Origin of the sequence: Pseudomonas sp. Pse1 (genome assembly GCF_024519635.1) — a bacterium.
In the GTDB taxonomy this organism is placed as follows: Bacteria; Pseudomonadota; Gammaproteobacteria; order Pseudomonadales; family Pseudomonadaceae; genus Aquipseudomonas.
In genome coordinates this window covers 99,531-111,433 of sequence record NZ_JALJRO010000020.1, presented here as the reverse complement: position 1 = coordinate 111,433, position 11,903 = coordinate 99,531, and the positions used below count along the sequence as shown (strand labels likewise).

11 protein-coding genes and 1 pseudogene are annotated in these 11,903 nt (G+C 62.5%); 2 read left to right on the top strand and 10 right to left on the bottom strand.

The annotated features are described in order from the left end of the window. Nucleotides 1-48 precede the first annotated feature (48 nt). The 6 genes and pseudogenes from NR126_RS23735 to NR126_RS23710 form a co-directional block, all read right to left on the bottom strand. A pseudogene (locus NR126_RS23735) lies at nt 49-198 on the bottom strand (IS5/IS1182 family transposase); the annotation flags it as partial. 165 nt (nt 199-363) lie between these two features. After that, entirely contained in the window at nt 364-708 is a 345-nt protein-coding gene (locus NR126_RS23730) for a DUF3703 domain-containing protein (protein WP_256831772.1), read from the bottom strand. A 16-nt stretch (nt 709-724) separates the two neighbouring features. Further along, nucleotides 725-1,369 (bottom strand): thioredoxin domain-containing protein, encoded by a 645-nt coding sequence (locus NR126_RS23725; RefSeq protein WP_256831770.1) that lies wholly within the window; start codon nt 1,367-1,369, stop codon nt 725-727. Then, nucleotides 1,366-1,803 (bottom strand): disulfide bond formation protein B, encoded by a 438-nt coding sequence (locus NR126_RS23720; RefSeq protein ID WP_256831769.1) that lies wholly within the window; start codon nt 1,801-1,803, stop codon nt 1,366-1,368. Before NR126_RS23720 ends, NR126_RS23725 begins: the two co-directional genes overlap by 4 nt. Nucleotides 1,804-1,866: 63 nt before the next feature. Continuing rightward, nucleotides 1,867-2,793, bottom strand: coding sequence for a pyridoxal-phosphate dependent enzyme (locus NR126_RS23715; RefSeq protein WP_256831762.1), 927 nt, complete (start codon nt 2,791-2,793; stop codon nt 1,867-1,869). Between the two features lie 31 nt (nt 2,794-2,824). Beyond that, a complete protein-coding gene (locus tag NR126_RS23710) occupies nt 2,825-3,514 on the bottom strand; it encodes a transcriptional regulator (protein ID WP_105756132.1) in 690 nt (229 codons plus the stop codon). Between the two features lie 465 nt (nt 3,515-3,979). On the opposite strand from NR126_RS23710, the gene NR126_RS23705 reads away from it, so the two are divergent. Beyond that, entirely contained in the window at nt 3,980-7,378 is a 3,399-nt protein-coding gene (locus tag NR126_RS23705; protein WP_256831776.1) for an Ig-like domain-containing protein, read from the top strand. Nucleotides 7,379-7,455: 77 nt separating this feature from the next. Next, complete coding sequence (locus NR126_RS23700) at nt 7,456-8,499, top strand: SCO family protein (protein WP_081786326.1); 1,044 nt, start codon at nt 7,456-7,458, stop codon at nt 8,497-8,499. Nucleotides 8,500-8,585: 86 nt separating this feature from the next. On the opposite strand, the gene NR126_RS23695 is transcribed toward NR126_RS23700, so the two are convergent. The 4 genes from NR126_RS23695 to NR126_RS23680 all read right to left on the bottom strand — a co-directional run bounded on the left by NR126_RS23695 (nt 8,586) and on the right by NR126_RS23680 (nt 11,838). After that, the gene (locus NR126_RS23695; protein ID WP_027618202.1) at nt 8,586-8,915 is read right to left on the bottom strand and encodes a hypothetical protein; all 330 of its coding nucleotides are present in this window, start codon (nt 8,913-8,915) and stop codon (nt 8,586-8,588) included. Nucleotides 8,916-8,990: 75 nt separating this feature from the next. Then, nucleotides 8,991-9,836: a phytanoyl-CoA dioxygenase family protein gene (locus NR126_RS23690; RefSeq protein WP_105755521.1), complete on the bottom strand. Its 846-nt coding sequence runs from the start codon at nt 9,834-9,836 to the stop codon at nt 8,991-8,993. A gap of 1 nt (nt 9,837) precedes the next feature. Beyond that, nucleotides 9,838-10,617 carry an ABC transporter substrate-binding protein gene (locus NR126_RS23685; RefSeq protein ID WP_105755520.1) on the bottom strand — a complete coding sequence of 260 codons (780 nt, stop codon included), beginning with the start codon at nt 10,615-10,617 and terminating at the stop codon, nt 9,838-9,840. A gap of 45 nt (nt 10,618-10,662) precedes the next feature. Then, nucleotides 10,663-11,838: a M20 aminoacylase family protein gene (locus NR126_RS23680; protein WP_105755519.1), complete on the bottom strand. Its 1,176-nt coding sequence runs from the start codon at nt 11,836-11,838 to the stop codon at nt 10,663-10,665. Between the last annotated feature and the right edge of the window lie 65 nt (nt 11,839-11,903).

Here is an 11,903-nt window from a genome sequence, read left to right as displayed (position 1 = left end):
CATACATGCACCTCTTACTCATGTTATGCCCGAACACAAAATTTCTGACACCCCCTCAAAACCAAGTGCGCCCAGGTCGAGTTCATCAACGAAAACGTCGACCACACGGACTGGATTTTCTTGGGTTACGTAATCGTCCAGGCACTCCTGCAGCAACGTGACTTGCGTCCGAGCCTCACCTTCAATAAATCGCTTCATGATCGCCCCCGCTACGATCTCGACGATCAGAAGATTAGACAATTGCGGGAGTTTTCACACAGCCTGGGCCGAAAGTAGCCCTTCCTCCACGGACACGACTCGCTCAAAACAAAGGCGTTAAAGTTAATCAGGATCTGAATTCACCAATCCAGCCCCCTGCTTCCCCTACCCATCCCCCCGCAACAACTCCTCCACCTCCCCCTCAACCCCCATCACCCTAAACGCACTCACCCGCGCCCTCCCCGTATTCCCCACCGGCACCCAAATCCGCGAAAACACCAGCGCCGCGAAAATCCTCGGTACCTGCCCCGCCACTTCCCGCCAATCCCGATCCAGCCACCCCACCCGCAACATCCACCAATGCGCCTTCGCGTGCGCCAAAGGCATCCGCTGAGTCAACACATGCGCCCGCTCCAGCCAGCGATAGGCAACCGGAATATCGCGCAGTTGCATGGCAGTCCGGGCCTCGGCGAACGCTTGATCGATGGCCTGTTGCAGGCGTGTGTTCATGTTCACCTCAACGTAGTTATCGTGGCGCGCTCATTTCGCTGCGGATCAGGTCGTACAGCGGTTGGGCGCCGAAGTTGGTCAGGGGTTTGCCGTTGACGAAGAAGCTTGGGGTGCGGTTGACGCCGAGGGTTTTCGCGTCGGTGGCGTCGCGGGCGATGGTCGCGGTGATTTCCGCGGACATGAAGATTTCCCGAGCCTTGGCTTCGTCGAGGCCGGCCTGGATGGCGGCGGTCCAGGCGGCGGTGGCGTTGGCGTCGTCGTGCCATTGCGGCTGGGATTCGAGGACGGCTTGCAGGACTTGCGGGTAGACGCCTTGTTTGCGTGCGGTTTCCAGCAGGCGGATGGCTTGTTCGGAGCCGACGTGCAGGGGCACATAGCGCAGCACCAGGCGAATGTCATCCGGGTGCTTGGCCATCATTTGTTTGACGATGGGGTAGAAGGCGCGGCAGCTTTCGCAGGACGGGTCGAAGAATTCGACCACGGTCACCGAGGCTTTGGCCGGGCCGAAGCTTGGCGAGTTGAAGCGTACCAGGGCGCTGCTGTCCTGCACGGGCGCAGTGACTTGTACCGGGGTGGTGGCGCGGTTGTAGTAGAACGCGGCGGCGCTGAAGCCGATCACCGCGACGGCGGTGATGGCGATGACGAGGGTGCGACGACTCATGGGGTGACTCTCCGGCGGAGGATTTCGAGAAGGATGAGCAACAGGCTGAAGACGCCCAGTGACAGCAACGGCAATGGCAGGCCGCTGATGGTCATGTCGGCGCCCGAACAGGACGGACCGGCGCCGCAGGGTTGCAGGCTTTCGGTGACAAAGCCGAAATACAGCAGGTTGTGAAACAAGGCGAGCAACCAGCCGGCGGCGGCCAGGGGCAGGCCGTAGCGCCAGACGCTGGTGTCGGAGACCCAGCAGGCGACGCCCAGCACCACCACCAGCGGGAACATGAATGCCCGCTGGAACCAGCACAATACGCAGGGCGCCTGGCCCATGACTTCGCCAACGAACAACACGACCAGGCTGGACACCAGGGCCAGCAGCCAGGCAATCAGCAGCAGCGACCAGCCCTTGGGGAGAGGCTGTGAAGGGGACGGGGGCATCCGGTGAAATCCTTTTTCAAGAGGTAGGCGGACGCCATTCAACAGCCTGAAGCCACTACAGGGTCAAGGGTTGTTGGCGGTTTTTTGCGCCCACAAGCGGATCTGCTCCAGCGACGCCGTCGCCCCGCCGCAGACCACCACCAACACATTGCTGAAGGACTTGAGCGCCGCCCCCTTGTAGACCACCGCCAATGCCGCGCCGCAAGCAGGTTCCACCAGGATCCGGTGATCGAACAGGAAGCGCTCGCAAGCGTCCAGCGCCTGCTGATCGCTGACCAATTCGCTGTGGATGCTATGGCTGGCGAGGTAGTTCACCGCCTGATCGCACACGCGTTTGGCGCCCAGTGAGGTGGCGATCGAAGTGATCTGATCCAACTGCACCGGCTTGCCCACCAGGGTCGCCGCGTGGAACGAGGCCGCACCTTGGGTTTCGACGGCGATCACCGGCACGTCGTGCCAGCCATTACGCTGCAAGCCCTCGACGACACCGCAGAGCAAACCACCGCCGCCGACCGAGAGCACCACCGCATCGGGTTTTTGTCCGCTGGCGGCGACTTCATCGATCAGGCTGGCGTGGCCGGTCCACAGCAGCGGGTCGTCGAACGGATGGATAAAGGCGTCGTTGCCCTTGATCAGCCCTTGCGCCAGTTGGTTGGCTTCCTGCCAGGAGCTGCCGTGGACGATCACTTCGGCGCCTTCCAGCGCCAGCAGTTCCTTGGCCCGTTCGGTGGTGGTTTCCGGGACGACCACCACCACCGGCACGCCCATTTTGCGCCCGGCGTAGGCCACCGCCAGCCCGGCGTTGCCGCCCGACGACGAGATAAACCGCTGAGCACCGTTGGCCCGATGGATTTCGCAGGCGTGGCCGACACCGCGCAGTTTGAATGAGCCGCAGGGTTGCAGCGCGTCGAGCTTGAGGTTGACCGTGCAATGGGCGGCGATGCTTAAGGGGCGAGATTCGATCAGCGGGGTGTTGATGTGCAGGGGCATGAGGGTCGGGTCCAAAATAATGAAAAAGGATTCAGCGCTGCGCTGCGTTATCGCCGCGCAACTGATCGAGGTAGTTGTAAATGGTGAAGCGGGTCACCCCGAGGGCGGTGGCAGCTTTTTCCACGCCGCCCTTGACGATGAACAGGCCGCGCTCCTGCATCACTCGCACGGCTTCGACCTTGGCTTTTTTGTTCATCTTGCCCAGGCCGAGGGTGGCCAGTGAGTCCTGGATGATCTGCGCCATCAGCACTTCCATATCCCCCGGTTCCGCAGCCGGTTCACCGGTGGGTTGGAGCATCGGTTGCAGCTGTTCGAGGAAGGCTTGGGCGACGCTCAGGCCGGTGAGGTCGGCGTTGATGCAGAGGCTGGCGAAGGGGGTTGCGTTGCGGTCGCGAAAAACCACGGTGGCGCTGCGCAGATGGCGGCCGTTGACCAGGGTCGGGTAGTCGGGAATGACCACCGGGTCGCAGCCGTCGCTGGCGGCAGTGGCTGCGGTGACGGCGGCAAAGCCCTTGTCCTGCTCCGGCCCGCCGAGGATCGGGCTGCCGACCTTGCGCCCGGAAATATGCCCGTTGGCAATCGCCAGCACGGACTGCTGCGGGCGCTCAAGGTCGTGCAGGAGGATTTCGGTGTTGCGCCCGATCACACTGGACAAGGCGCTGATGGCGGCGCGCAACACTTGCAGGGTGGTGTGGCGTTCTTGGGTGGTATCAAGCAGCATGTGAAGGCGACCAATAATTCAACAGTATGTTGAAATATAGTCGCGCCGTTGATTTTCCGCAACCCTGGCCAGCCCCCAATTCCCCCCCATATCCCCCCCAATACCCGGCTTATGGCCAGTATTGATTGGATCCACTTTAGGGGGCTGCAACCCACGGACGTAAGGGCTCCGCAGTGCCGCAGAACAGGCCGAAAACCACGCTGGCACGGACTTTGCCCCATGCCCATTTAAAGGGCAAAGTGCCATCGACCCGGTAATGCCCTGTAGGAGCGAGCCTGCTCGCGAAGAACGTCAACGATTACGCGGACATTCAGAATGAACGCGGTGTCCGGAAGTTTTTCGCGAGCAGGCTCGCTCCTACAGGAAGTCATGCATTGCCATCGACACGAAGTATGCCCGGTACACACCCACGCAGGCAGTGAGGCGAACCGGATGAAAAGCAAACCCACCCCAACGTCCCCGTTCATGGAGCGTTCGCGCATTGCGTCAGCCATGTTCTATGCGCTGTACCTGATGGACGCCGGCGCATCGCCGATGGACGACGAGAGCCAGCCCTCTCCCACCGATCCGTCCTACTATCGGCCGCAGCCCGCCGACCCGGCCGCCGCGCTGCTGGAAATCAGGACCATGCCCGAGGCCAACCACGGCTCGCTGTCCCTACCCAATGGCGGCCAGGGCGACCGCAACACGCCGCGCACCGACAACGTCTTGCCGCCGGCGCTGCAGACTTCGTTCAACTTCCCCACCAACGGCAAGCCCAGCCCGTTGTTCGGCGCCGAGCCGTTCACCCAGCAGATTCTGTTGTTCGAGGAATTCGGTCCGGAAAAACTCGACCCGCAAACCCCGCCGGCAACTATGACCTTCCCGGTGCCAACCCTGGGGCCAATGCCGGGCCAAGACCCCAACAGCATCGCCCGCAGCGGGCCGGCGGGCACTGCGCTGGAAGCCTTCCTGCGGCAACCGGGGCTGACCCCCTACCCCACCCAGTATTCCAACGTGCTGGATCGCAACCCGTGGAAGGCGCAGATCGAAGCCTTCCTCAACCGCGCCCCGGTCGGCTCGCCTGCCGAAGGCCGGCCCGGCGGCAAGGGCTGGTCGCACCAGCGCTGGAACGAGTTCTACCCGCAGGCCGCGTTCAAGACTGTGCAAGCCGGTGCGCGGCAGAACCTCGGCCTGCGCGACAACAAACAGATGCATGGCTATGCCAAGGGTGAGTTCGGCCCGGGCGGGCTCTACTACCAGACCTCGGACATCCCCACCACCAAGGGCACGACCAAGGGCATCGACATTCGTATCCATCCGAAGATGCCGATCCAGAACCACAACTCGGTGTGGACCTTCGACGGCACCCTGCCGCCGAAACTGTTGATGGTGCGCTACGGCCAGCCGCTGCTGATGCGGCACTACAATGCCCTGCCGATCGACCCAGCCGCCAACAACGGCTTCGGCCTGCACACCATCAGCACCCACGAACACAACGGCCATAACCCGGCGGAAAGCGACGGCTATGCCAACGCCTTCTTCTTCCCCGGCCAGTACTACGACTACCGCTGGCCGGTGCAGCTGGCCGGCTACGACACCATCAACACCAAGGCCGAAGACCCGCGCGCGGCGTTCCCCTGCTCGCCCGGCGAGACCCTGTGGGTCAACGACATGGCGCCGTCGAAGAAGACCTGCGAGAACGGCAGCATCAAGATCCGCGGCGACTGGCGCGAAACCATGAGCACCCACTGGTTCCACGACCACATGCTCGATTTCACCGCGCAGAACGTCTACAAGGGCAATGCGGTAATGATGAACTACTACAGCGCCATCGATCGCGGCAACGAGACCTTCGAAGACGGCGTCAACCTGCGCTTTCCCAGCGGCAGCGCCATGCCCTGGGGCAACCGCGACTACGACGTCAACCTGGTTCTCGGCGACAAGGCCTGGGATGCCAACGGCCAGTTGTGGTTCAACCCGTTCAACACCGATGGCTTCCTCGGCGACCAGATGCTGGTCAACTGGCAGTACCAGCCATTTCTCAACGTGCGCGCGCGCAGCTACCGCTTCCGGATTCTCAACGGCTCGGTGTCGCGCTACTTCAAGCTGGCGGTGGTCCGCGAAATCAAGGGCACCAGCGGTGAATTCCAGGGGCCGTCCGGCTCGGGCGTGTCCTATGCGCGGGTGCCGTTCCACATGATCGGCAACGACGGCAACATCATGGAGCACGCGGTGCCGTTCGACGGCACCCTGGACCTCGATGGCGACGGCGACCTGAAGAACAACAACGCGATCCTGCCGACCCAGGCCATCGCCGAGCGCTATGACATCATCATCAATTTCGCCAAACACGGGATCAAGACTGGCGACAAGCTGTACTTCGTCAACGTGATGGAGCACAAGACCGGCAAGGGTCCGGAGAAAGACGCGGTGCCCTTGGGCGACGTGCTGTCCGGCAAGTACAAAGCCGAACTCAAGGACAGCAGCAAGGGCCCGAAATGGGACAAGGGTGACCCGGTGGTGGGCAAGTTCCTGCAACTGATCGTTAACGCCTACTCCGGCCAGGACCAGAGTATGGACCCGGTCGCCTACGAGCCCGCCAAACCCGGCAAGCCCGAAGGCAAGAAAATGATCCCGCTGACCATCAACCGCGACGATGCGGCCGACAAGGCCAAGCTCGAACTGGCGCGCCATCGCAGCTTCACCTTCGGCCGCTCCGACGGCACCGACCTGGCGCCCTGGACCATCAAGACCGATGACGGTTTCGGCTACAGCATGGACCCACGCCAACTCACCGCAGCACCGGCGCTGTCCACCGGGCCGACCGACGCCGGCTTCAGCGGCGACGGCACCTTGGAGGTGTGGAAGATCAAGAACGGTGGCAACGGCTGGAGCCATCCGGTGCACGTGCACTTCGAGGAAGGGGTGATTCTCGACCGTGACGGCAAGGCGCCGCCGGACTGGGAAAAATGGGCGCGCAAGGACGTGTTCCGCATCGGCCCGGAAGTCGACAGCTCGGTGGAAGTGACCATGGCCATTCGTTTCCGCGAGTTTGCCGGGACCTACATGGAGCACTGCCATAACACCCAGCACGAGGATTCGTCGATGTTGCTGCGCTGGGACATCGAGCACCCTGGCCAGTTCGAGCTGATGCCGACTCCGCTGCCCAGTTGGGACGGTGTCGAGTACGTCGCCACCGCTGCGCTGCCGACTTTCCGCACCGGCGGCAAGGGCAGCGGCAACCCTGACGATGAAGAAGAAGGCGAAGGGGGCGATGACGGCAGCGAGAACAAAAAACCGATTGCCGGCGCCGACAGTGCCAGCACTGCAGCGGGCGCACCGGTGACCCTCAACGTCCTGGCCAACGACAGCGATCCGGACAACAACCTGCCGCTGTCGGTGGTCGGTTTGAGTCAGCCGGACTCCGGCAAGGGCGTCGTCACCACCAATGGCACGACCATCACCTACACCCCACCGGCCACAGTGACCGAGGGCTTCACGGCAGTGTTCACCTATGACCTGCGCGATGCCAAGGGCGGTATTTCGGCAACGCCGGGCACGGTCACCGTCAACGTGCCGGCCACCGTCACCAGCAACGAGGACCTGCAGGTGACCAGCGCCAGCGTCACGGCGCGCAGCAACAGCCGCTACACCTGGGACCTGGCCGGTACGACGTCGAAGACCGACTCGGTGTTGACGGTGACTGCCGCGACCACCGGTGGGCCGGTCAGCCTCGGCACCGCGACCCTGTCGTCAGCCCCGACCGGCGCGCGCTGGCGGGTTTCGATCACCACCACCGGCAATGCCCCGGCGGCAGGTGCGAGCGTGACGATCAAGTCGTCTTCCGGCAAGACCATCACCGCCCCGGTCTCGGTGCGCTGAACGCGACGCTCTTGCACCCCGGCCCGGACGGTCGGGGTGCAAGGTTTTTTATCCGTAACCTGCACAGGACGCCCATCATGAGCACGTTATCCTGGACTGCACCGAACCCACTGATCCGCCTGCTGCTGTTGTTCCTGCTCGGCCTTGCGCGCTGGGTCAGCGCCGCCGAGGACGGCGACCCGGGCACGCCCTGGGGCAAGGATTATTTCCCCAACACCGCGCTGATCAACCAGGACGGCCAGACCCTGCACTTCTTCGATGACATGATCAAAGACAAGGTGGTCGCGATCAATTTCATCTTTACCTCCTGCACCGACTCCTGTCCGCTGGAAACCGCGCGCCTGCTGCAGGTGCAGAAGATCCTCGGTGACCGGGTCGGCAAAGACGTGTTCCTCTACTCCATCAGCATCGACCCGGAAACCGACACCCCGGAAGTATTGAAAAAATACGCCGAGAAATTCCGCATCGGCCCGGGCTGGCAGTTCCTTACTGGCAACAAGGACGACATCACCGCCCTGCGCAAAAACCTCGGGCTGTTCATCGACGGCATCGACAACGGCCGCAACAAGGACCACAACCTGAGCCTGATCATCGGCAACCAGAGCACCGGCCGCTGGATGAAATCCTCACCGATGGAGAACCCCTACATCCTCGCCGACCGCTTGAGCAAGACCCTGCAGAACTGGAAGCAACCGAGCACCAATACCCAGGATTACGCCAGCGCGCCGACCCTGCGTCCACCGAGTGCCGGCGAGCAGATCTACCGCACCCGCTGCTCGTCCTGCCACACCCTGGGCGACACGGCCAACGCCGGCCTGCGCGGCATCGGCCCGGACCTGATCGGCGTCACCCGCCAGCGCGACCCGCAATGGCTCAAGCGCTGGATCCGCGAACCGGACCAGATGCTCAGTGAAAAAGACCCGTTGGCGATGCAGCTGTACGCGCAATACAACAACCTGGCGATGCCCAACCTGCGCCTTGGCGACATCGAGATCAACGCCCTGCTGACCTTCCTCGCCGAAGAAACCGAACGCGTGCAGCCGGAGCCGCCGGTGGCGGTGGAGAACCACGAGGACCACATGCAACACGCCGGGCACAAGATGGCGCCGCAAGGCGGTTGAGGTCCATCCCACGCCAGGCACGATCAATCAGTAGACGCTCCCCCTCGCCGATGGGGGGGGGCAATGGTTTGGCAAGCGCCCCGCTCTCACCTGCGCGCCACCTTATACCTCACACAATCCCCATAAAAAATCTCACGCACTGAGGCCGGTTTCATACGCGATTTACTGTCATAGGTCTGCTCGGTAATCCCCAACGCCATCATGCGCATCCAAGGCTTGCTGAACTTGTAGGCCTGAATTTTCTGCCGCGCGGCATACAGCGACACTCCCGACAATTTCAGCTCCTGCGCCCGGGCCGCCGTGCCTGCGCCCCAACTGCAGACATAGCGGTCATTGGCCGCAAGCTCCTTGGCCTGGGCAGAAACCGCAACGCCGGCCAAGGCAAACGGGATCAATGCACTCATTACATTTCGCATTACCAGTTCCGTCTAACCGCCTGAATTTCGGCGATTTTGGCGAAATGTTTCAAGGACAGGGGCCAGCAATTTGCCTTATCGCTGGTTTTCCTGCTGCCACAAGGTCGGGAACAGCGGATGCTCCATCGGCACGTCTGCAGCCAGGGCTTCACGCAGCCCAGGAAACTCCGGCGAGGTGCTCCAGGGGCGTGGCGCGTGACGTACGTCATCACCCATCACCCGCACCGAAAACGCCCGACGACGGTTCTGCCCGCCGACCCCGGACGAAGCATGCAAGGTCAGCATGTTGAAGCACACCATGTCCCCGGGTGCCAATTCCCAGCCGAGAATCGGAAAATCCTCACGGTGATTTTCGATGTCCGGCAACTCTCCCAGCGAACCTTCGGCAAACCACTTGGCCTGGCTGTCGAGGAAGGAGCGCGGCATCAGCCATGGGCCTTTGTGCGAGCCGCCGATAAATTCCAGGGTCGAGGCCCGGGGCACCGGGTCCACCGGGATCCAGAAGCTGACCGTGTCCGAGCCGCTGATGTTGTAGTACGGCTGGTCCTGGTGCCAGGGCGTGCGCTGTCGGGTGTTGGGCTCCTTGACCAGCAGATGGTCGTGATACAGGCGCACCTGGCGGCTGCCGAGCAAGGCTGCGGCGATGGGGGCCAAGGCTGAGTTGAAGATGAAATCCCGATAGTCGGCGTTTTCCTGCCAGTTGCAGAAGTCCTCGAAGAACCAGCCCGGATCGCTGGCGCTGCTCGCCACTTTCGCCCGCGGACTGGGACTGGCCAGGTTGCTTTCGATGCCACGGGTCAACAGGCTGATCTGCTCGGGGCTGAAGGCATTGCGGATGCACACTGCGCCGTGGGTCTGGAAGGCACGCACCGCCTCGTCATCGATCGGGCAGGCGAAGCCAAGGTCATCGAGTCGGCTCATGTCACTCTCCATAGATGTCAAAGTTGAAGTATTTCTTCGCAATCTGGTCGTACTCGCCGGACTGACGAATGCTCGCCAGCGCCGTGTTCAGTTGCTCCTTCAACTGCGGTTCGTTCTTGCGAATGCCGATGGCCACGCCGTCGCCAATGATGCTCTTGTCGGTAATCGGCTCGCCGGCAAAGGCGAAGCCCTGGCCCTGGGGTGTTTGCAGCAAGCCGGCATCGGCCTGCACGGAAGCCTGGAAGCTGGCATCGAGACGGCCATTGATCAGGTCGGAGAACACCTGGTCCTGGGTCTGGTAGGTGTGAATGTTCACGCCTTTATTGCCCCACTGCGCCCGGGCGAAGCTCTCATGCAGGGTGCCCTGCACCACACCCACCGATTTCCCGGCCAGCGATTCGGCCGTCGGCAGCAGGCCGCTGTCCTTTTTCGCCACGAGGGACGACGGCGCGGTGTAGATCTTGTCGCTGAAATCCACCTGTTGACGGCGCACCGCAGTGGCGCTGAAGGCCGAGAGGATGGCGTCGAACTTGCGCGCCTTGAGGGCCGGAACCATGCCATCGAAATTCTGCTCGACCCAGATGCACTTGACCTGCAACTCGGCGCACAGCGCATTGCCCAGGTCGATGTCGAAACCGCTCAGCGATCCGTCCGGCTGTTTCTGCTCGAACGGTGGGTAGCTGGGGTCGACACCGAACTTGATCACCGGTTGTGCCTGGGCCAGCGGAGTGATGATCAGCCCCAGCAACAGGGCGCGAAAGGAGAGTCTGGATAGCTGCATGATGACCTCATTGTTATTGGTTTTTCGCGGTTTTCGGGTCGTTATTCAAGGGTTCAGCGGCAGGAAGGCTTCGGTCAACTTGACCCAGAAACCGGCGCCGCGCATCAGGATGTCGTCGTTGAAGTCGTAGCGCGGATCGTGGGCCATGCAGCTCTTCTCGCCGTCGCCATTGCCGATGATCAAGTAGCAGCCGGGACACTTCTGCAGGAAATAGGCGAAATCCTCACTGCCGTTGAACGGCACGATATCGTTCAACACTTCGCCCTCACCCAGCCAATCGGTGGCGACCTGGCTGGCGAATCGGGTCATCTCGGCGTCATTGATCAACAGCGGGTAGTCGGCACTGTAGTGGATCTCGGCGGTCGCCCCGAATGCCTGGGCCTGAGCATGGATCAACTGCTTGATCTGGCTTTCCAGCCGGTCGCGCACCGTGTTATTCAGGGCGCGCACCGAGATCAGCATCTGCGCACTGTCCGGAATCACGTTGGAGGCTTTGCCGGCGTTGATCGAGCCGACGGTGATCACGCTCATGTCCTGGGGCGAGACGTTGCGCGAGACGATGGTCTGCAAGGCCATGATGATGCTGGCGCAGACCACTACCGGGTCGACCGTCAGGTGCGGCATGGCGCCATGGCCGCCGACACCCTGAATGGTCACCGTGACCTGGTCGGCGGAGGCCATGAACGGTCCGGCGCGAAAGCCCAGTTTGCCGACCGGGTAACCCGGCATATTGTGCGCGGCGAACACCGCGTCGCAGGGAAACTGCTGCAATACGCCCTCCTCGATCATCCGCCGGGCACCGGCCAGGCCTTCTTCGGCCGGTTGGAAAATCAGGTGCACGGTGCCATCGAACGGGTGGTCGTGGGCCAGGGCATAGGCCGCCGCCAGCAGCATCGTGGTGTGGCCGTCATGCCCGCAGGCATGCATTTTTCCAGGGATCTTGCTGGCATAGGGCAAGCCGGTCTTCTCGAGGATCGGCAGCGCGTCCATGTCGGCGCGAATACCGATCACCCGTGAGCTGGTGCCTTTCTTCAAGGTGCCGATCACGCCGGTCTCGGCCAGCCCACGGGTCACCTGATAACCCCAGCGGGTCAGGCGTTCAGCTACCAGGGCGCTGGTCTCGACTTCCTGATACCCCAACTCGGGGTGGGCGTGGATCTGCTGGCGCAGTTCACGCATTTCCTGCTCGATCTCTTGCAACAACGGGAGGGTCTGGGACATGGCTGGCTCGATCCTTGTTGAACGCCAGGCAACTTTTGCGCAAAGTGCCCGGGCGTTTTCTGCTA